The organism is Streptomyces sp. NPDC041108 (genome assembly GCF_055592645.1).
On the sequence record NZ_JBVIYK010000018.1, the window covers coordinates 13,933 to 33,244 of the forward strand.

Below are 19,312 nucleotides of genomic sequence, written 5' to 3' on the forward strand. Positions count from 1 at the left end.
CGACCGTGTGACCGGTCGACTGGCTGACCACCGTGCGGCCGACGCCCTTCCGGGGCGTCGGCCGCACGGCGTCGGTACCGCAGGTCACGCCCTTTGACCTGCGACTATTTACGGGTAAGTACCCTCGCGGTACCGTGGGCGCATGCCAGCTCTGAATGTGGAGTTCAGCGACCGTGAGCTTGAGGACCTGCGGCAGATCGCCAAGGAACGCGGTACGTCGATGAAGGCGCTCGTGCGGGCGGCGGCCGCGGCCGACATAGTGCGACACCGGGCGCTCAAGGAGGGTGCGGAGACCTTCCGCCAGTTCTTCACCGCGCACGCCGACGAGTTCGCGGCCGCCTTCCCGGACGACGAACCCGCCGCGCGGGTGAGAGGGCGGGCCGTCTGACCGATGGCCTCCGTCATCCACATCGACGTGCCCTGGCTGCTCCAGCGGCACGAAGAGGTCATGCCCGAGCAGCCCAGCATCAGCGACTTCTCCGCACTCGTCGCGGCCGTGGCCCGGCACCGCGTCGATCCGCCGCGGCTCGGTGTCGACTCCGACCCCGCCTGGCGTGCCGCCGCGCTGCTGCACACCCTCGCGGTGCTCAAGCCCCTGCCGGCCGCCAACGCCCGCTTCGCCTGCGCGACGGCCGTGGCGTACATGTTCGTCAGCGGCGCCGGCATCGACCCGCCCTACGGGACCCTGGTGGACCTCGCGCGCGATCTGCTCTCCGGGGCGACGGACGTCTACGGGGCGGCGGACCGGCTGCGGTCCTGGCAGATCTGAGCGCGGGGGAGCGGCGACCGCCGCGTGGACACGGCCTCCGGGGCCGCCGGCCGAGGGCGGGAGGATCAAGGCCGGCGGCCGTTTCGCGCGGGAGAGCCGCCGTTCCGCGCGGGGCCTTCCGAGGTGGCCGCCTCGATTGAACAACGCACCGCGGCCGCACGGGAGCGTGCGCGGGCCGTCGGGGCGTGCGCACGGTTCACACGGGGTGCTCGGTCCTTGAATTTTCAGGAACCGGAAGGCTTCGTTCTGCGAAGCGGAAGCATTCGTACCGGTCATCTGACCTGCTTTTAGTGATGTAGATGTTGCTCAAGCGCCTTGTTAGCCATGAGTAACTTGTGCAAGGGTGAACTTCCTGCGCATGGGCAATGGCCCGGCTGGAAAGGGTATTTGGCCTTTCCGGTCGCCGAAGGGCCCAAAAGGCTCGCGGCAGACGGCCGTTGCGCGGCCCGGTCCCCGGCCGCTTTCCCGGCGCCCGCCAAAAAGGTACGCACCAGTCCAGGGCCCTTTTCGGCGGCCACAACTCCGTGTGCCATCTTGTGCCTTGGAAGGAAACCCGCTCTGTGCACACCCCTCGCCCTCCCCGCCCCACATATCCGCCCGCTCCCGGCCCGGTGCCCGGAGAGTCCGACGAGACTCTCGCCGCCCGGCTGAGGGGCTGGCCGGACGGCGGCACCGGCGACCCCGTCGCCCTGCTGATGGCACGGCACTGGCAGCCCACGTACGACTACGCGGCGATCTGTCTCGCCACCCAGTCCGGTGTCGCCTCGATGGTGACCGCCACCGCCTTCCACCGGGTGCTCGACGGGCTGATGCGGGGCGAGTCGGGCGTCGCGCTGCGGCCGCGACTGCTGGTGGCCGCGCGCGACACCGTCAAGGAGTGGTCCGCGGAAGAGGGTGTCTCCCAGGTGCTGTCCGACCTGCGGAAGCCCGCGGGCGGGCGCGGTATGCGGGCGGCGAAGTCCATGACCCCCGAAAACCGCAAGCTCGTCGAGCGTTCATTCCAGGCCCTCCCGGCGGTCGCCCGGTGCCTGCTGTGGCACACCGAAGTAGAAGCCGAAACGATAACCATACCCACCGGTCTGCTGGGGCTGGACGCCGACAACGCGGTGGCCACGCTGGAACAGGCCCGCGACAAATTCCGCGAGGGCTGTGTCCGCGCCCACCGGGAACTCGCGCCGTCCAAGGACTGCCGCTTCTACAACCGGCTGCTGGACGTGCCCATTCGCCGGGGCGGCGCCCTGCTGCCGGATGTCCAGCAGCATCTGCTGGAGTGCCGTTACTGCCGATACGCCGCCGAGCAACTCAGCCATTTCGAGGGCGGACTGGGCGGTGTGATCGCCGAGGCCGTACTCGGCTGGGGAGCCCGGCGCTATCTCGACTCCCGCCCCGGCCGCATGCCGCAGAAGGGGGCTTCGCGACGTCCCGGCAGCGGCGGCCGGCACCGCCTGCTCTCCCAGATCCCCGCGCAGCGCCGCAAGCTCACCTCCGGCCCGCGCAATCCGCGGGCCCTGCTCACGATCGGCGTCTCCTCGGGCGCCCTGCTCGCGGCCGTCCTGGGCGCCGCGTTCCTCGCGGACGACGGCGGCGCGGCCGATCCCGCCGCCTCCACCAGCGCCACCGGGGGCGTCGCCACGGCGCCCGACACCGGCAACGAGACGACCACCGACACCGGCTCGCCGACTCCGCCCGCCTCGGCCGGACGGCCCACGGGGCCCCTGCAGACGCGGCTGCGCAACCAGGCCGCCGATCTGTGCCTCGACGTCAAGGGCGGCAAGGCGGAGAAGGGCGCCGCCACCGAACTCGCGGAGTGCGGCTCCGACTGGACCCAGAAGTGGTCCTACGAGGAGGACGGTCTGCTGCGCAGCGTCGCCAACCCCGAGCTGTGCCTGGACTCCCAGGTCGACGCCGGCGTCATCGTCCTCGGCAAGTGCGCCGACGAGGACTCCGAGCGCGGTGACGACGTGCGCTACGACTTCACCGTGCAGGGCGAGTTGCTGCCCCGCTGGGGGGAGGGGCTCGCCGTCGCCCCGATCGGCAGCGAGCCGAAAGCCGACATCGTCATCAAGGTGCGGGACAACTCCGGCCGGCAGCACTGGCTCACCGACGGTGTGACCGCCAGCCCGGACTCCTTGTCCGTCTCCGGCTCCGAGGCCCCCACGCCCGAGACCGAGCCGGTCACCCGGCGGCCGGAGGCCGACGTCTCCCCGGCTCCGGGACCGCGCGACTCCGGCTCCCCGGAGCCGGGCGCCTCGCCCGAGGCCGAGCGGAACGGCTCGATCCGGTCGGTGGCCGACGGCACCACGACGGAGATCGAGCCTGGCACGGAGACCGAGCCGGTGCGTCCTCCGACGGCCGTCGACATCCCGCATCTCCTCACCGGGCTCGCGTTGTGAGCCGGGGCGGTCCTCGGGCGCGGGGGCGCGAGGACCGCTCGCGGAGCCGGCCGGGTCAGTCGTCCGCGCGGGGGCGGCCGATCCCGTCGGCGAGGCTCTCCGGGCCGACCGAGGCCGGCGTGCGGTGCCCGGACAGCGCGAGGGTGAGGTCGAACTCGGCGAGCAGACACCGGATGACATGTTCCACCCCGGGCTGCCCGTCGAGGGCGAGACCGTAGACGTAGGGGCGCCCGAGAAGCACGGCCCGCGCCCCGAGGGCCAGCGCCTTGAAGACGTCGTCACCGCTGCGGACGCCACTGTCGAAGAGGACGGTCAGGCGGTCGCCGACCGCCCGGGCCACGCCCGGCAGCGCGTCGGCCGCCGCGATCCCGCCCGCAACCTGCCGGCCCCCGTGGTTGGACACCACGACCCCGTCCATCCCGGCGTCCGCGGCGAGCCGGGCGTCGTCGGGGTGGAGCACGCCCTTCAGCACGATCGGCCCGTCCCAGTGCTCGCGCAGGAACGCCAGGTCGGGCCATGTCTTGCCGGGGTCCCCGAACATGCCCGCGAAGTGCAGCACGGCCGCGTCCGGGTCCTCGTGGACCGGTTTGGCGAGGCCCGCCAGGAACGCCGGGTCGGAGAAGTAGTTGGCGGTGCCGACCCCGTGCAGGAACGGCAGGTACGCCCGCTCCAGATCGCGCGGCCGCCAGCCGAGCAGCGGGGTGTCCAGGGTGACCACGAGCACGGAGTACCCCGAGGCCCTCGCCCGGTCCAGGAAGCTCCGGGTGACCTCACGGTCCTTCGCCCAGTACAGCTGGAACCAGCGCTCAGCGTCGCCCAGCACCTCCGCGACCCGTTCCATGGGCGTGCTGGACGCCGAGGACAGGATGTACGGCACGCCCTGCGCGGCGGCGGCCCGTGCCGCCGCCGTCTCCGCCTCCGGATGCACGATCGACAGCACGCCCACCGGAGCCAGGGCCAGCGGCGCGGGCAGCGTGCGGCCCAGCACCTCGACGGACAGATCGCGTTCGCTCACGTCCCGCAGCAGCCGGGGCACGATCCGCCGCCGCTCCAGCGCCGCCCGGTTGGCGCGGGCCGTGCTGCCGTCGCCCGCGCTGCCCGCCACGTACCCGACCGGACCCGCGCCGAGCCGGTGCTCGGCCAGTTCCTCCAGCCGGTTCGCGTCGGCGGGCAGCCGTGGCACGGAACCGCCCATCCCGCCCAGGTAGATCTCGTACTGGAAGTCCGCCCAGTGCTTCGCCATCCGTCCGCCCTGCCCCTCGCCGTCGAGAACGCCCCGCGTCGCCGACGATCCTGACGAGCTGTGAGGGAGCCGTCCAGCATCGCGCAGGCGCCGGGGCGGTCCGTCGCGCGCACGGGAGGGTGATCCACCCGTTCCGAGGAGCCGGGAGCAGGTGAATCGTCCACCACTGCGGGCCGTGCGGAGGCCGATCGGGCGGTTGTCGCGAGCGGAAGCGGAATGTTTCAGGCCTATTGCGCAGCCGTGCAGATCCGGCCATTCATGATCATGGGGCGATCGGGAGCCGCTCAGAATCAGGGTTTGCATGGTCGGATTCCGTGACTTCGAGCCACTGATTCAATACTCAAAGTTACTGAAACGCATGGGGTCGATGTGTGTTCCGGCCCTGGACCCGGCAGACTCGCGCTCGCCGATCCGGCACCGTCCGGGCCGGCTTCGTCCACACGACAGATGTGGCGGGGCCGCCCGGGAACTCCTGCAGAGCGGAAGGATGCACACCATGCGGAAGACCGCGCGTTGGGCAGCGACTCTCACCCTGACGGTCACCGCCGTCTGCGGTCCCCTCACGGGCTCCGCGCTCGCCGCCCCCGAGCCCGCCGCGGCCGGGCTCTACGCCCCCTCGGCCCTGGTGCTGACCACGGGTCACGGCGAGACCGCGGCGGCCGTCACCCCCGAGCGCGCGGTCACTCTGACCTGCGCGCCCAAGGCCTCCGGCACGCACCCCGCGCCCGTCGACGCCTGCGCCGAACTCCGCCGCAGCGGCGGCGACTTCGAGGCCCTCGCGGGCAACACCGGAGCGATGTGCAACAAGCGGTACGACCCGGTGGTCGTCACCGTGGACGGTGTCTGGCAGGGCAAGCGCGTCGCGTACGAGCGCGTCTTCGCCAACTCCTGTCTGAAGGACGCCGCGGCGAGCGTCCTGTACGCCTTCTGAGCGTCCCTCACGACGAGGCCGCCTCGCGCGGCCGACAGACCGGGGTCGTGTGGTTCCGCGAGTGATGAGCGAGGGCCCGTGGCTGGGGAGCGCGAGCCCTGTCGCGGTGTGCCACGTGATCCCGCCCGGGGGCCGGCCGAAGCGGAGTGGGGCCGCGGCCGGCCCCCGGCATCATCCGCCGGGGAGCTTCCGGCCGGTCACCCGGGAGTGATGCTCCAGCGTCCGACCTCCTGGTGCCCGGAGTCGTACAGGGGCTGGCCGTCGCCCGGTGCGATCTCGCAGTGCCGCAGGTTGCCGCCCCAGTAGCGCAGGATGCGCTCCAGTTCCTGGACGGTGGTGCCCTCGTCCCAGTCCGTGCCGTCCAGGTCGACTTCGAGAAGAAACTTCACTTCGCCTGTCCCCACTTCCGTCTCGCTCGGTTTCCGGGCCGTTCGGATTCCGTGCCGACGTGCGCCGGCACGGAGTGCGCGCCCGCCTCCGTCCTTCAATCGTTTCATTGAAGTGCTACTTGAGACTTGGCCCTGGCGGCGGAGGTGCCCCGGGGGGAGGTCGAGGAAGGTCCGCGAGCGGCGGGAAGCGACCCAGCAGCCGGGCCGCGCGCAGCAGCCGGTGCATCCGGGGCTGGTCGCAGACCAGCCGGAGCCGTCCGCCACGCGCCCTGGCGGTGGCCTCGGCCCGGCACAGCACGCGCAGTCCCGAACAGTCGAAGAAGGCGACCTCGCGCAGGTCGACGAGCACGTCCGGTTCGCCGGGTCCGTCGGCCGCGGCCGCCAGATGTTCCGCCAGCAGGTCCGCCGACGCCACATCGATCTCGCCCGCGACCACGACCACGGTGTACGGGCCGGTCCGGCGGGTGTGCGCGTACCGGTTCGCGGGAGGAGGGGCGGGCGGAACGGCGGAGGTCGCCGCCCGGCCGGGGCCGGGCCCGGCCCCGGCCGCGTCCCCGGGCCGAGGAGCGGCGCGGTCATGGGCATCCGGAGTCATGGCGGCTCCCCCTTGTCCGGGGTAGGGCGCGTTCGATCCCGTTAGCTACCCCGGCGTGGAGCCGGCCATCCCTTCCGCGCCTCGCACAAGATCTACGACACTCGAAAAGGTGAATTCCCTATTCATGCATTGACACGTCCGGGGTCTGCTGATCCCGGACGGATGCCCCCGTGCCGCCGTCCCGTCGGTGATGGGCGTGTCAGTCGTGGCGGGACTCCTCCTGTGCCTGCTCGGCGGGCGTGATCGCGTCGCCGGCCTCGCCCCGGCGGCGGCGCCGCTCCTCGGGGTCGGTGACCCGGGTCGCGGCCTCCTCCGCCTCGTGCAGGACCTCCTCCAGGGCGGTGTCGGGCGTCTCGTCGGTGTTCCGCTCGTCGTGGCGGGTCATGGGATGTGCCTTTCGGTGGGAGGGGTCAGCGGGCCGGCACGGCGATGCGCAGGGGCACCGCGCCCGCTCTGCCCGACACGGCCGATCCGGTGTCCTCGGCGTGCCGCGTCACCTCCGACCACCAGGCCGGGCCGTCCTCGATGTGCCGCAGGAGCACGCCCTCGCGGATCGCCCAGGGGCAGATCGTCACGGACTTCAGACCGGTGAGCTTCATCGTGGTGTGCCCGACCAGCGCGCCGGCGAGACTCTGTCTCGCCCGGGGCGCGGAGATGCCCGGGAGCGCGGACCGCTCGGCCGACGGGAGGCGGGCGAGGCGCGCGATGGCCACCTCCAGGTCCGCGCACCGCAACTCGCGCTCCACGAACGGTCCGTGGCGGCCCGGCGCCGAGCCGCACAGCCGGGAGAGCTGCTGGAAGGTGCGCGAGGTGGCCACGGCGGTGCGCGGCCCCTCCCAGCGGATGCGCGCGGAGACGTCCCGCAGTTGATGGCGGACCTTGCGCCGCAGCGCCTTGACGCTCTCCGGGGACGGGGGGTCCTGTCCGAGGAAGAACTCATGGGTCAGCCGGTTGGCGCCCAGCGGCAGCGAGGCCACGAAGTCCGGCAGCCGGCCCCGGCCGAAGGCCACCTCCAGCGAGCCGCCGCCGATGTCCATCAGCGCCAGCGGGCCCGACCGCCAGCCCATCCACCGCCGCGCCCCCAGGAAGGTCAGCTCGGCCTCGACCTCGCCGGGCAGGGTGCAGATCGGTACCCCGGTCGCCGCGCGCACGGCCCGCAACACGTCCTGGCAGTTCGGCGCGGAGCGCACCACGGCGGTCGCGAAGGCGAGCGGCGTCGACGCCCCCCATCTCTCCGCCGTGCGTGCCGCGGCCGCGACCGCGTCGCACAACTGCCGTACGGCCTCGTCGGGTACGGCACCTCCGGGCGTCACATGCTCCGACAACCGCAGGCGCCACTTCGCGGTGTGCACCGGCAGCGGCACACCCCCCTCGGCGTCCGCCACCACGAGTCGTACGGTGTTCGATCCGACATCCACCACGCTCATCCGCATGACCCACGGAGTACCCGTGAGGGGCCTGCGCACGCGTGACCCGCTCGGCGGGCGGTGGCACACGGTCGCATACCGGCCGACCGGGCGCCGTCGCACACGCCGGGCGGAGGGTCGGCCGCGCGGGTGCTCAAGGAGGCGCCGCCCAGGTGTGCCTGAGGGTGAGTGGTCGCACTCCTGATCGGAATGATCAGACTTCTTGCATATGATGTGCAGGTGCATAACTACGACATCAGGGTGGCGGGGCCCGGCGACCTCGACGGCGCCCGTACGGTGATGCTGGACACCCTCTACCGCGACTTCGGCACGGGCTATGTGCCGCGCTGGCACGGGGACATCATCGATCCGCTCGGCGCGTACGTCGTCCCCGACCGGCATGTACTGCTGGTGGCGGTCGACGGGCGGGACGGCGCCGTCGTCGCCACCGGCGCGCTGGACTCCCGAGGGCCCGCCCATCCGCCCAACCCCCGCCTGCTCGCCGAGCGTTACCCCTCCGGCGAGACCGCACAGCTGCGCCGGGTGTACGTACGTGCCGAGCACCGGCGGCGCGGGCTGGCCCGGCGCCTGGTCGCCGCGCTGCTCGACTTCGCCGCGGCCGACGGCGGTTACCGCTCGGTCTATCTGCACACCGACCCCGGGGTGCCCGGCGCCGAGGCCTTCTGGCGGTCGCAGGGCGTGGCCGTGTGCGACGAACGCGAGGTGACGGGGGAGCGGGTCGTGCACTTCGAGATCCCCGTGCCCGTGCCCGCCGGTCCCCCCATTGCGGGATGAAAATCATTCTCATGTAGGCTGCGTCGCGCACCACCGCCACCCCCCTGTCCTCACAGAGAACCAAGGACCATGCGCTCTCCCCGCCGCCGTCGCGTCGTCGCCGGCCTGCTCCTCGCCCCCGTGCTGACCGGCTGCTTCGCCTCGGGCGGTGACACCTCCGACGACTCCTCCGACGGCGGCTCCCGGCTTCGGGTGGCCCTGGCCTTCCCGCCCGCCGAGAACTTCTCCCCCTACGGGGCAGACGCCACCCTCCTCAGCCGGCTCGGCGTCACCGAGGGACTCACCAGGCTGGACGCCAACGGCGTCCCCGCCCCCGCGCTCGCCGAGTCCTGGACCCGGGAGAACGACCGGAACTGGCTCTTCACCCTGCGGGAGGCCACCTTCCAGGACGGCACCCAGGTCACCCCGGCCGCCGTCGCCGCCGCCCTCGTCCACGCCACCGAGGCGGAGCCGGTCACCGCCGCGCTCTCCGGCATCACCCTCACCGCGAAGGCGAGCGGCGACCGCCGGGTGCGCGTCACCACGCAAAGCCCGGACCCCGCCCTGCCGTTGCGGCTCTCCAGCCCCGGCCTCGCGATCCTGTCCGCCAAGGCCTACGGCGCCAAGCGCGTGAACCCCGTCGGCACGGCCACCGGCCCCTTCGAACTGACCGAGGTCACCGGCACCACCGCCGCCGCCCTGGACCGCTACGACGCCTACTGGGGCGGCCGCGCCCAGGCCGCCGGCATCGACGCCCGCTTCATAGCCGACGCCTCCGCCCGCACCAACGCCCTGCGCACCGAGCAGGTCGACGTGGCCGAGTCCGTCCCCGTGGCCCAGGCATCCACCCTGGACAAGGAAGTCCGGCGCGAGACGGCCACCACCCGCACCACCAGCCTCCTCCTCAACACGAAGTCCGGCGCTTTCAAGGACCCGCAGCTCCGGGCCGCCGCCCGCGAGGCCGTCGACGGCTCCGTCCTCGCCGAGGACGTCTACGAGGGCTACGCCGACGCCGGAACGGGCATCTTCGGACCTGCCGTGACCTGGGCCGCCGACAAGCGCGTCGAGCCCGCCGGGCGCGCGAAGGCCGCCGACGCCGACGGCACCGCGATCACCATCGCCACCTACGACAACCGGCCCGAACTGCCCGAGGTCGCCCAGGTGCTGCAACAGCAGCTCCAGAAGGCCGGGTTCAAGGTGAAGCTGGAGGTCCGCGAGTACTCCCGGCTGGAGAGCGACGCCCTCGCGGGCAAGTTCGACGCCCTCGTCGGCGCCCGCAACTCCCTGCTCGACACCGGCGACCCCGTCTCCATCCTCGCCAGCGACTTCACCTGCGACGGCAGCTACAACCTCGCCCTGCTCTGCGACAAGAAGGTGGACCGGGCCGTCGCCGCCGCCGCGAAGGAGTCCGACACCGCGAAGCGGCAGCAGGCGGCGATGAACGCCGAGGCCGCGATCCTCGCGACGGACGCCGCCGTCCCGCTCGTCCACCAGAAGATCATCACCGGCGTCGGCGCCTCCGTCCAGGGCGTGATCCTCGACCCGTACGAGCGCACCCTGGTCGGAACGGGGACCCGGCGCTGAGACGGATACTCTGGCGGATCCTGCTCGCCGCCACGCTGCTGTGCTGCATCGGCCTGCTGCCGTGGCTGTCGCGCACGGACCCCGCGCTCACGGTCCTCAAGGCGCGCTCGGCCGAACGCGACCCGACACCGGAGGTCCTGGCCGCCGTACGCGAAGAGATCGGCCTCGACGCGGGCCCGTGGAGACTGCTGGGCCAGTGGTGCGGCGGGCTGCTGCGCGGTGACGCGGGCCGCTCGTGGATCTCCGGCGCGGAGGTCACCCCAGCCGTCGTCCAGGCCCTCGGCGCCTCGCTGCTGCTGATGGCCGCCGCGCTCCTCGTCGCGGCGGCCACGGCCGCGGCGGTCTGCGCCCGCACCCTGTGGCTCGGCGCGCACCGCCGCCTCGACGCCCGCCGCGGCGGCGGCAGCCTGGCGGCGATGCTCGCCGCGCTCCCCGAGTTCCTCACCGGCTCCGTGCTCGCCGTCGTCGTCGGGGTGCACCTCGGCTGGCTGCCCGCGCTCGGCTGGTACGGGCCGCAGTGGACGGTGCTGCCCGCCCTCGCCCTCGGCCTGCCCGCCGGCGCGCTCCTCGGCCGGATGCTCGACGACCTGCTGCCCGGCGCCTTCGCCGAGCCCTGGGCGCTGGCCGCCGCCGCGCGCGGCATACCCGGGCGGTCCACCGCCCGCCAGGCCGTACGCCGTTGCATACCCGGACTCCTGCCCAACATCGGCCTGTTCGTGGTCGGGCTCACCGGCGGCGCCGTGACCGTCGAGCAGATCTTCGACATACCCGGTCTCGGCCGCACCACCCTCCAGGCCGCCATCGCCCAGGACCTTCCCGTCCTCCAGGCCGGCACGCTCGCCCTGGTGCTGCTGGCCGCCGTCGCCGGCGCCCTCGCGCGCCTCGCCGCCCGCCTGCTGATCGGGCCGGCCCTCCGCGACGGCGCACTGCACTCCCTGCACCGCCCGAAGCCGCCCGCGCCCCGCCGCGCTCCTCTGCTCCACGGCACGCTGCTCCTCGCGGTCGTCGCGCTCGGCCTGACCCGTGACCCGCTCGCCCTCGACACCGGTGCCCGGCTCCGACCCCCGTCCTGGGTCCACCCGTTGGGCACCGACGCGCTCGGCCGCGACCTGCTCGCCCGGATCGGACACGGGGCGTTCACCACCCTCGCCCTGGCCGTCACCATCAGCGCCGCCGCACTGCTCGCGGGCCTTCTCCTCGGACTGCTGCCCCGCTTCTCCGGGCCCCTCGTCGACACGGTCAACGCGATCCCGGCGGTCCTCGCGGGCCTGCTCGTCGCCGGTGTCGCCGGCAGCGGAGCGACGACACCGGCGCTGGCCGTCGCCGCCGTGGCCTGGGTGCCGCTCGCCGCGCACACCACGGCCCTGCTCGAACAGGAGCGTGCCACCACCCACATCACGGCCACGAAGGGGCTCGGCGCGGGCAACGGCTATCTGCTCCGCCGCGAACTGCTGCCCGCCGTCCTGCCGCCCGTCGCCCGCCACGCCCTCCTCCGGCTGCCCGGTGTGGCCCTCGCCCTGACCTCCCTCGGCTTCCTCGGCCTGGGCGCGCAGCCGCCGGACCCGGAATGGGGCCTCCTCCTCGCCGAGAACCAGCCCTACGCCGAACGCGCCCCATGGGCCGTCCTCGCCCCCGCCACCGCCCTCGCCCTCCTCGGCGCGCTCGCGGTCACGGCCGCGGGCGGGGTGCGGTGGCCGCGCCCGTGGGCCGCCGTGTCCGTACGCCGCACGCAGCCCGCCGCCGTCCCCACCGTCGGAGAGACCGGATGACCGAGCCCCACCAGAAGCAGCCGGTGAGTGACATACCGGAGCGGAGGACACCGCACCGGGCACCCGAGAAGAGCATCGCCGCGTCGCCCCGGCGCGGTACCTGGGCGAGGCTCGACCCGCTCCTTCGGCTGCTGATCCTCACCCAGCTCGCCTTCAACGTCGGTTTCTTCGCCGTGCTGCCGTTCCTCGCCGAGCATCTGGGTACGGCGATCGGCATGGCCGGCTGGATGGTCGGCTTCGTGCTCGGGCTGCGGACCTTCAGCCAGCAGGGGCTGTTCGTGGTGGGCGGCGCGCTCGCCGACCGCTACGGCGTCCGGCCGGTGGTGCTGGCGGGCTGCGCGCTGCGGATCGCCGGGTTCGCCTGGCTCGGCTACGCCGACGAGGACTGGTCGGTCATCGGATCGGTCCTGCTGATCGGTTTCGCGGCGGCCCTGTTCTCGCCCGCCGTCGAGTCCGAGGTCGCCCGGCAGGCCGTGGTGTGGGAGCAGTCGGGCGGCGGCCCCCGCACGAGCGTCCTCGCGCTGTTCACGGTGGCGGGACAGGCCGGCGCGTTCGTCGGACCGCTGCTCGGCGCCCTGCTGCTGGCCGTCGACTTCCGGGTGGTGTGTCTCGCGGGCGCCGGAGTCTTCGTGCTCGTCCTCGCCGGGCACGCCCGCCTGCTGCCCCAGCACATACCGGGCCGCGACCGCGTCGAGGTGCGCGGCGGCCTCGGCGGCCTGCTGCGCAACCGGCGGTTCCTGGCGCTGTGCTGCGCGTACGGGGCGTACCTGCTGGCCTACAACCAGCTCTACCTGCTGCTCCCCGACGAGGTCGAGCGGGCCACGGGGTCGCAGTCCGCGCTGGCCTGGCTGTTCGGGCTGTCCTCGCTGCTGGTGGTGACCGCGCAGCTGCCGGTCACACGGTGGGTGGCGGAGCGGCTGGACCTGCGGCGGTCGATGACGGTGGGGCTGCTGCTGATCGCGGTCGGGTTCGTGGTGGTGGCGGTGGCGCTGCCCGCCGGGTGGACGGGGTACGCGGGGCTGCTGCCCGCCGCCGGGTTCGTGGTGTTGCTGACGGTGGGGCAGATGCTGGTGGCGCCGGCGGCACGGGCGTGGGTGCCGGATCTTGCGGTGACGGGGAGGCTGGGGCTCTACACCGGGGCGATGTCGTCGGTCTCGGGGCTGATCGTGCTGGGGGGTAGTGCGGGGGCCGGGGCGCTGATGGACGCGGGGGTGTCTCGGGTGGTGCCGTGGGTCGTCCTCGCGATGATCCCGGCTACGGCGATCGCGCTCCTGCCGCGCCGGTCCTAGCCGCCCCCGCCGCCCCTACCCGTCCCGTCCCCAGGGGCTGCGCCCCTCGGCCCCCGCTTCGGGATCGCGGGTATGCGCGCGTCCGGTGGGGCTTCTCGCGCAGTTCCCCGCGCCCCTGAAAGCCCAGGCCCCGCGCCCCTGAAAGCCCAGGCCCTGCGGGCCTGAGAAGCACCAGGCCCTGTGCGATTACCAGCCCTCACCGGAGCCGCACCCGACAACGCACCCACTCAGGCCATCTGACGGCGGACCAGTTCGTGCAAACGGCCCGCAGGGTTCGCCAGCAACTCGGCCGGGCGCCCCACCTCCGCCACCTTGCCGTCCTCCATGACCACCACCCGGTCCGCGTCCATGACCGTGGACAGCCGGTGGGCGATCACGACGCGCGTCGCGTTCAGCGCACGCGTGCTCTCGATCACCGTCCGCTGCGTCTCGTTGTCGAGCGCGCTCGTGGCCTCGTCGAAGAAGAGGATGCGGGGGCGGCGGATCAACGCCTGCGCGATCATCAGGCGTTGGCGCTGCCCCCCGGAGATCGCGCCGTTGCCCTGGACGATGGTGTGCAGCCCCATCGGCATGCGCTGGATGTCCTCGGCGAGACCCGCCATCGCCGCCGCCGCCATCGCCTCCTCGGGCGTGAACGGCTCCGTCCCGCAGATGACGTCGAGGATCGAGCCGGTGAACGGCTGCGCGTGCTGGAGGACGACACCGCACTGCCGGCGCACGGCGGACCGGTCGAGGGCGCCGAGGTCCTGACCGTCGTAGAGCACGCTGCCGGAGACCGGCTTGTCGAAGCCGATGAGCAGCCTCAGCAGTGTCGACTTGCCGCAGCCGCTCGGGCCGACGATCGCCACGAACTCACCGGACCCGATCGCGAAGGACACGTCGTCCAGCACCAACGGGCCGTCGTCCGCGTAACGGAAGGAGAGCCGGCGGGCCTCCAGCGCACCGGACAGGACCCCCGGGCGCGTGCTCGCCGTACGCACCTCCGGCGTGGCCTCCAGCACCGGCTTGATCTCCTCGAACAACGGCAGCACCGCCACCGCCGACACGAACGCGCCCGTCAGCTGGGTGACCGACGTCAGCAGCATCGTCACCGAGGTGTTGAAGGTCAGGAACTCCGCCGCCGACAGCGACCCCCGCGCCGGCCCGGCCAGCAGCATGAACATCAGCAGGGTGCACAGCGGGAGGTACACCGCCCCCAGCACCGTGTTGAGGTTCTTGATGCCGCCGACCTTCTGCTGCAGCTCCCTGCTGCGCGCGAACTCGCCCGCCCAGGCGGCGTACGCGTAGTTCTCGGCGGCGGCCACCCGCAGCTTCGGCAGACCGCGCAGGGTCTGGAAGGCCTGGTTGTCGAGCTTGTTGCCGAGGACCACCAGACGGCGCTGCCAGCGGATCTGCCACAGGCCGAGGCCGAGGAAGACGGAGGCCACGAGCACCAGCATCCCGATCGCCGCCAGGGCCATGGGCACGCTGTACCAGAGCAGCAGTCCGAGGTTCACGGCGCCGACGGTCACCGACTGGGCGACGACCGGGCCGACCCCGGCCAGGGTGCGGCGGATCGCGCTGATGCCCATGGCGGCGCCGGCCAGTTCACCCGTGGAACGCGACGCGAAGAACGTGGTGGGGAGCCGCAGCAGCCGGTCCCAGACCGCCGGTTGGAGGGTCGCCTCGATACGGCCCTCCAGCCGGAGGATCGTCATGTTCTGCAGCAGCAGGAACGCGGCCGACACCACGCTCGCCAGCATGATCGCCAGGCAGACCTGCACGATCAGGTCCTCCTGCGCCTTCCGCACGTACTCACCGAGGACCTTGCCCGTCGCGACGGGCACCAGCGAGCCGAGCAGGACCGTCACCAGACCGCTGACGAGCAGCCCCGTCAGGTCGCCGCGCGTGCCGTGCAGACTGAACCGCATCAGCCGCAGCGGGCCCGGCACCCGTTCGGGCAGCGGGCGGTAGAACATCACCGCCCGCGGCTCGAACTCCGCCGCGTTCGCCTTCTCGATCGGCGTCTCCCGGCCGGACGAGGGATGTACGGCCACATAGCCGCCGCGCCGCCACAGCAGCGCGACCGGGGCCCCGGACAGCGCCCGGTGCCCGACCAGCGGGCCCACGTCCTCCCGCCACCAGTTCCCGGCGAGGCGTACGGCCCGGATCCGGACCCGTGAGGCGAGCGCGACGCGTTCCACGGGGTCGAGCCGGTCGTTCTCGGTGCCGCTCCGCGCCGGCTCGGAGAGGGCGATGCCGGCCGTCCGGGCGACCAGCTTGCAGGCCGCGTACGTGGCGTCCGCGTCGGCGGCGGTCGTACGCCGGTTCGCGCTTGACGTGCCGATGGACGCGAGGAGGGTGCGGTCGGCCTGGGCGCGCACCGCCTCACCGGCCTTGATACCGGCTGCCGTCCGGTCCTCGTGGGTGCGCTCCAGCTGCTCGATCCAGCGGTCCAGCGTGGCCAGCAGCCGGAACTGCTGGTCCACCATGCTCTGCCACACCCCGGGGTCCATCAGCAGATCGGCCGCCGCCTCCGCGCCGTACAGCGAGCCGTACTGGACGCTGCCGGGCGGCACCCGCATCCAGAACACGTCGTCGTCGGTGGGCGCGGCGGCCTGCTCGGTGGCCATCGGCGCCTGGAAGAGGATGGACAGACCGCGGCCGACGCCCAGGGCCAGGGCGTGTTCGAGGGGGCTGGTCTGCGGGGGGACGAGCTGGGGGTTGCCCCACGCGTCGTACGACCAGGTCTCGGTGCCCGCCTGCTGGTACAGCTCGCGCAGGCCGATGCGCCGCACCACGCAGTCGCGGAGCGGGCGCGCGACCAGGGTGTGCTGGGGCCCGGCGACCGGGCCGAGCAGCAGCGCGCCCGCCTCCAGACGGCCCAGATGGTGCCAGTGGCCCTGCCCGCCGGCGTCGACCGCGAACAGGTCCAGGGCGCCGGAGGCCACCAGCCACAGGGTCTGCGGCCCTTCGAGGTCGAGGCGGGTGCGGCCGGCGCAGTCGAGGGGGGTGCCCAGGGCGCCGAACGCGCCGAGGACGAGGTCGCCCTCGCCGGGCGGGGACGTCATCTCAGTGCTCCCTCACCAGCTGGGCGTACGCGCCGCCGTGTGCCACCAGCTCCTCGTGCCGTCCGCGCTCCACGATCGTCCCGTGCCGCAGGACCACGATCTCGTCGCTGTCGCGGACCGTGGAGAGCCGGTGGGCGATCACCACACACGCGCAGCCCCGCTTGCGGAGGTTGTCCATCACGATCAGCTCGGTCTCCGCGTCGAGCGCGCTGGTCACCTCGTCGAGGACCAGGATGCTGGGCCTTCGGACCAACGCCCGCGCGATCTCCAGACGTTGCCGCTGACCGCCCGAGAAGTTACGGCCGTCCTGCTCGACCCTGCTGGTGATGCCGCCCGGCCGACGGGCCACCACCTCGTACAGGGCCGCGTCCCGCAGCGCCTCCACCACGGCCTCGTCCGGGATCGACGGGTCCCACAGGGCCACGTTGTCGCGGACCGTGCCCTCGAACAGGAAGACCTCCTGGTCGACGAAGGAGACCGAGGCGGCCAGGGCTCCCCTAGGGATGTCCTCCAGGCGCCGGCCGTCGATCCGGATCACCCCCTCCCAGGGGGTGTACAGACCGGAGATCAGCCGGGACACCGTCGACTTGCCGCTGCCGGAGCCGCCGACCAGCGCCACCTGCTGCCCGGGACCGACGGTGAGGTCGAAGCCGGTGAGCAGGGGCGTGTCGAGGGGGCTGTAGCCGAAGGTGATGTTCTCCAGCTCCACATGGCCCCGCAGCCGGCGGGTGGACTCGGCGGTGTCAGGGCGGGCGTACAGCGGATCGGCCCGGAAGTTCTCGACGTCCTTGAGGCGGGCCACGTCCGCCGCGAAGTCCTGGATGCGGCCCGCGACGCCGTTGAGGCGGGTGATCGGCGCGGTGAACCGGGTGACCAGCGCCTGGAAGGCCACCAGCAGACCGACGGAGATATGGCCCTCGACGGCCCGCATGCCGCCGATCCAGAGGATGAGCGCGCTGTTGAGGGTGGCGAGGGTCGGGGCGACGACCCCCAGCCAGGCGCTCGGCACCCCGAGCCGCTGCTGTTCCTCCAGCGTGGTGGCGTGCTGCCCGGCCCACTTGCGGAAGTAGCCCTCCTCGCCGCCGGTCGCCTTCATCGTCTCGATCAGCTGCAGACCGGTGTACGCCGTGGTGGTGAGCCGGGCGTTGTCGGCGCGCAGCTTCGCCGTACGGGTCGCGCGCAGCCGGATCACCACCCGCATCGCCACCACGTTCAGCAGCGCCACCGCGACACCCACGAAGGTCAGCTGTGGGTCGTAGGTGTAGAGGAGCACGGCGTAGAGGACGACGACGACCGCGTCGACTCCGGCGGCCGCGAGGTCGCGGGCCAGGGTCTCGGCGACCGCGTCGTTGGACCGCAGGCGCTGGACGAGGTCGGCGGGGCTGCGCTGGGAGAAGAAGGTGACGGGCAGCCGCAGCAGGTGCCGCAGGAAGCGGGCGCTGGACAGGGTCGAGGAGATCAGGCGGCCGCGCAGCAGGTTGGCCTGCTGCAGCCAGGTCAGCAGGACCGTCAGCAGCACGCACGCGCCCATCGACCCGAACAGCACACCCAGCAGGGAGGTCTGCCCGCCGATCAGGAACATGTCGATATAGGTGCGGCTCAGCGCGGGCATCGCCGCGCCGACCACCACCAGCAGCAGACTGGCGAGGACGGCGGCGGGCAGGGTGCCGGCGGTGCCGCGCATCCTGGCCGGCATGGCGCCGAGAACACCCGGTCTGCGGCCGCCCTTCGCGAAGTCCTCGCCGGGCTCCATGACGAGGACGACCCCGGTGAAGGCGGCGTCGAAGTCCTCCATGGGCACGAACCGGCGGCCCTTGCCGGGGTCGTTGACGTGGACGCCGCGCCGGCCGAGACGACGCCCCATGCCGTCGTAGACGACGTAGTGGTTGAACTCCCAGAAGAGGACGGCCGGGGCCTTCAGTTCGGCGAGGGCTGCCACGTCCATCTGCATGCCCTTGGCGGTCAGACCGTAACTGCGGGCCGCCTTCAGGAGGTTGCTGGCGCGGGAGCCGTCGCGGGAGACACCGCAGGCGATGCGCAGTTCCTCCAGCGGGACATGCCGTCCGTGGTGACCGAGGATCATGGCGAGGGAGGCGGCGCCGCATTCCACGGCCTCCATCTGCAGCACGGTCGGGGTCCGCACGGCCCGCTGCCGGCCCCGGGGGACCGGGGGCCTGCTCGGGGCGGCCTTGCGTCTGCCGCGCGTCGGCGGCCGGGCGGTGTCCTGGGACGCGGTCACGGGAGCAGCCAATCGACGGGACGCTCGTCGGCCAGCCGGATCGAACCGGTGGCCATGGTCATGGAGGTCAGCTCGAACGGCGGCCCGTCCTGCGAGGACCACGCGTAGCCCGACTCGGTGGACGCCCTGCGGTCCAGCCGTACGGTGACGGCCACCGGCCGGCCCTTCCTGGTGAACTGCTCGCCCAGCTGGGTGTCCCCGAGGAACGCGGCGATCGACTGCGGGGTCTGCGCGGCGCGGTCCACCTTCTTCACATGGCCGCGCAGCACGCCGTACCGCTGGGTGGGCGCCGACTGCACGGTCAGGTCCACGGCGGCGTCGTCGGGGATCGAGGCGGCGCTCTCGGCGGGGACGTACACCGTCGCGTAGAGCGGGTCGCCGGCGTCGGCGACCTTCTCGATCGCCGCGACGTCGGCGCCCGTGCCGATGATCCGGCCGATCGTGGCGGCGAGCGCGGAGACCCGGCCGGCGGCGACGGCCCGTACGACCTTCTCACCGTCGGCGGTGGCGACCCTGAGGACGGGGGCCCCGGCGGGCAGCCGCTCGCCCTGCCGTGCGAGCACGGCGGTGACCTGGCCGGCGACGGGGCTCTGCAGGATGTAGCTGCCCTGCCCGTGGGTGAGGACGGCGGGGGCGCTGACGGTGGAGGCGACGGAACCCGTCACGGCCCACACGGACGCGGCGGCCATGGCGGCCACCGTCACGGACAGCACCAGCCAGCCCTGCGGGCGGGCGAACCGCACCGGCAGGTCGAGTTCCTCCGGTGACTGGAGCTTGGCGAGGGCCTGTTGGCGGAACTGCACGGGACTTCCCTCACCTGCGCGACTCGGGAGGAGGACGTTCGGGCACCGGAGAGTCCCGGAACCTGTCAGGTGGTTCCG

At 73.1% G+C, this 19,312-nt stretch carries 16 protein-coding genes; 8 read left to right on the plus strand and 8 right to left on the minus strand.

Annotated features, from left to right (window positions below; genetic code table 11):
• Positions 1-142 precede the first annotated feature (142 nt).
• The 3 genes from ACZ6BB_RS34955 to ACZ6BB_RS34965 all read left to right on the plus strand — a co-directional run bounded on the left by ACZ6BB_RS34955 (position 143) and on the right by ACZ6BB_RS34965 (position 3,162).
• On the plus strand, positions 143-388 hold the full coding sequence (locus ACZ6BB_RS34955; protein WP_471619146.1) for a hypothetical protein: 246 nt from the start codon (positions 143-145) through the stop codon (positions 386-388).
• Positions 389-391: 3 nt separating this feature from the next.
• On the plus strand, positions 392-769 hold the full coding sequence (locus tag ACZ6BB_RS34960) for a hypothetical protein (RefSeq protein ID WP_059078428.1): 378 nt from the start codon (positions 392-394) through the stop codon (positions 767-769).
• Between the two features lie 560 nt (positions 770-1,329).
• Complete coding sequence (locus tag ACZ6BB_RS34965) at positions 1,330-3,162, plus strand: RICIN domain-containing protein (RefSeq protein WP_471619147.1); 1,833 nt, start codon at positions 1,330-1,332, stop codon at positions 3,160-3,162.
• Positions 3,163-3,217: 55 nt separating this feature from the next.
• On the opposite strand, the gene ACZ6BB_RS34970 is transcribed toward ACZ6BB_RS34965, so the two are convergent.
• Positions 3,218-4,405 (minus strand): lactate 2-monooxygenase, encoded by a 1,188-nt coding sequence (locus ACZ6BB_RS34970; protein ID WP_471619148.1) that lies wholly within the window; start codon positions 4,403-4,405, stop codon positions 3,218-3,220.
• 496 nt (positions 4,406-4,901) lie between these two features.
• Between ACZ6BB_RS34970 and ACZ6BB_RS34975 the strand changes: the two genes are divergently transcribed.
• On the plus strand, positions 4,902-5,336 hold the full coding sequence (locus tag ACZ6BB_RS34975) for a protease inhibitor (protein ID WP_471619149.1): 435 nt from the start codon (positions 4,902-4,904) through the stop codon (positions 5,334-5,336).
• 197 nt (positions 5,337-5,533) lie between these two features.
• Here ACZ6BB_RS34975 and ACZ6BB_RS34980 read toward each other — a convergent pair whose 3' ends face one another.
• The 4 genes from ACZ6BB_RS34980 to ACZ6BB_RS34995 form a co-directional block, all read right to left on the minus strand.
• Positions 5,534-5,725, minus strand: coding sequence for a hypothetical protein (locus tag ACZ6BB_RS34980; RefSeq protein WP_471619150.1), 192 nt, complete (start codon positions 5,723-5,725; stop codon positions 5,534-5,536).
• Positions 5,726-5,840: 115 nt separating this feature from the next.
• The gene (locus ACZ6BB_RS34985) at positions 5,841-6,320 is read right to left on the minus strand and encodes an STAS domain-containing protein (protein WP_471619151.1); all 480 of its coding nucleotides are present in this window, start codon (positions 6,318-6,320) and stop codon (positions 5,841-5,843) included.
• A gap of 199 nt (positions 6,321-6,519) precedes the next feature.
• Positions 6,520-6,705: a hypothetical protein gene (locus ACZ6BB_RS34990; protein ID WP_471619152.1), complete on the minus strand. Its 186-nt coding sequence runs from the start codon at positions 6,703-6,705 to the stop codon at positions 6,520-6,522.
• Positions 6,706-6,730: 25 nt separating this feature from the next.
• Positions 6,731-7,753: a Ppx/GppA family phosphatase gene (locus ACZ6BB_RS34995; RefSeq protein ID WP_471619153.1), complete on the minus strand. Its 1,023-nt coding sequence runs from the start codon at positions 7,751-7,753 to the stop codon at positions 6,731-6,733.
• Between the two features lie 213 nt (positions 7,754-7,966).
• On the opposite strand from ACZ6BB_RS34995, the gene ACZ6BB_RS35000 reads away from it, so the two are divergent.
• The 4 genes from ACZ6BB_RS35000 to ACZ6BB_RS35015 all read left to right on the plus strand — a co-directional run bounded on the left by ACZ6BB_RS35000 (position 7,967) and on the right by ACZ6BB_RS35015 (position 13,142).
• Complete coding sequence (locus ACZ6BB_RS35000; protein WP_471619154.1) at positions 7,967-8,521, plus strand: GNAT family N-acetyltransferase; 555 nt, start codon at positions 7,967-7,969, stop codon at positions 8,519-8,521.
• A gap of 69 nt (positions 8,522-8,590) precedes the next feature.
• Positions 8,591-10,084, plus strand: coding sequence for an ABC transporter substrate-binding protein (locus tag ACZ6BB_RS35005; protein ID WP_471619155.1), 1,494 nt, complete (start codon positions 8,591-8,593; stop codon positions 10,082-10,084).
• A gap of 299 nt (positions 10,085-10,383) precedes the next feature.
• The gene (locus ACZ6BB_RS35010) at positions 10,384-11,853 is read left to right on the plus strand and encodes an ABC transporter permease subunit (protein WP_471619156.1); all 1,470 of its coding nucleotides are present in this window, start codon (positions 10,384-10,386) and stop codon (positions 11,851-11,853) included.
• Positions 11,850-13,142, plus strand: coding sequence for an MDR family MFS transporter (locus tag ACZ6BB_RS35015; protein ID WP_471619157.1), 1,293 nt, complete (start codon positions 11,850-11,852; stop codon positions 13,140-13,142). The genes ACZ6BB_RS35010 and ACZ6BB_RS35015 overlap by 4 nt, the downstream gene beginning before the upstream one ends.
• A 227-nt stretch (positions 13,143-13,369) precedes the next feature.
• Here ACZ6BB_RS35015 and ACZ6BB_RS35020 read toward each other — a convergent pair whose 3' ends face one another.
• The 3 genes from ACZ6BB_RS35020 to ACZ6BB_RS35030 are packed head-to-tail and all read right to left on the minus strand — an operon-like array spanning position 13,370 to position 19,234.
• Positions 13,370-16,192 (minus strand): NHLP bacteriocin export ABC transporter permease/ATPase subunit, encoded by a 2,823-nt coding sequence (locus ACZ6BB_RS35020; RefSeq protein WP_471619158.1) that lies wholly within the window; start codon positions 16,190-16,192, stop codon positions 13,370-13,372.
• Between the two features lies 1 nt (position 16,193).
• The gene (locus ACZ6BB_RS35025; RefSeq protein ID WP_471619159.1) at positions 16,194-18,431 is read right to left on the minus strand and encodes an NHLP family bacteriocin export ABC transporter peptidase/permease/ATPase subunit; all 2,238 of its coding nucleotides are present in this window, start codon (positions 18,429-18,431) and stop codon (positions 16,194-16,196) included.
• A complete protein-coding gene (locus ACZ6BB_RS35030) occupies positions 18,428-19,234 on the minus strand; it encodes a hypothetical protein (RefSeq protein WP_471619160.1) in 807 nt (268 codons plus the stop codon). Before ACZ6BB_RS35030 ends, ACZ6BB_RS35025 begins: the two co-directional genes overlap by 4 nt.
• Positions 19,235-19,312: the final 78 nt, after the last annotated feature.

Excerpts from the sequence above, each read along its gene's own strand:
- ACZ6BB_RS34955 (WP_471619146.1), top strand. The coding sequence starts at position 143 with ATGCCAGCTCTGAATGTGGAGTTCAGCGACCGTGAGCTTGAGGACCTG.
- ACZ6BB_RS34960 (WP_059078428.1), top strand. The coding sequence starts at position 392 with ATGGCCTCCGTCATCCACATCGACGTGCCCTGGCTGCTCCAGCGGCAC.
- ACZ6BB_RS34970 (WP_471619148.1), bottom strand. The coding sequence starts at position 4,405 with ATGGCGAAGCACTGGGCGGACTTCCAGTACGAGATCTACCTGGGCGGG.
- ACZ6BB_RS34975 (WP_471619149.1), top strand. The coding sequence starts at position 4,902 with ATGCGGAAGACCGCGCGTTGGGCAGCGACTCTCACCCTGACGGTCACC.
- ACZ6BB_RS34985 (WP_471619151.1), bottom strand. The coding sequence starts at position 6,320 with ATGACTCCGGATGCCCATGACCGCGCCGCTCCTCGGCCCGGGGACGCG.
- ACZ6BB_RS34990 (WP_471619152.1), bottom strand. The coding sequence starts at position 6,705 with ATGACCCGCCACGACGAGCGGAACACCGACGAGACGCCCGACACCGCC.
- ACZ6BB_RS34995 (WP_471619153.1), bottom strand. The coding sequence starts at position 7,753 with ATGCGGATGAGCGTGGTGGATGTCGGATCGAACACCGTACGACTCGTG.
- ACZ6BB_RS35005 (WP_471619155.1), top strand. The coding sequence starts at position 8,591 with ATGCGCTCTCCCCGCCGCCGTCGCGTCGTCGCCGGCCTGCTCCTCGCC.
- ACZ6BB_RS35010 (WP_471619156.1), top strand. The coding sequence starts at position 10,384 with ATGGCCGCCGCGCTCCTCGTCGCGGCGGCCACGGCCGCGGCGGTCTGC.
- ACZ6BB_RS35015 (WP_471619157.1), top strand. The coding sequence starts at position 11,850 with ATGACCGAGCCCCACCAGAAGCAGCCGGTGAGTGACATACCGGAGCGG.
- ACZ6BB_RS35020 (WP_471619158.1), bottom strand. The coding sequence starts at position 16,192 with ATGACGTCCCCGCCCGGCGAGGGCGACCTCGTCCTCGGCGCGTTCGGC.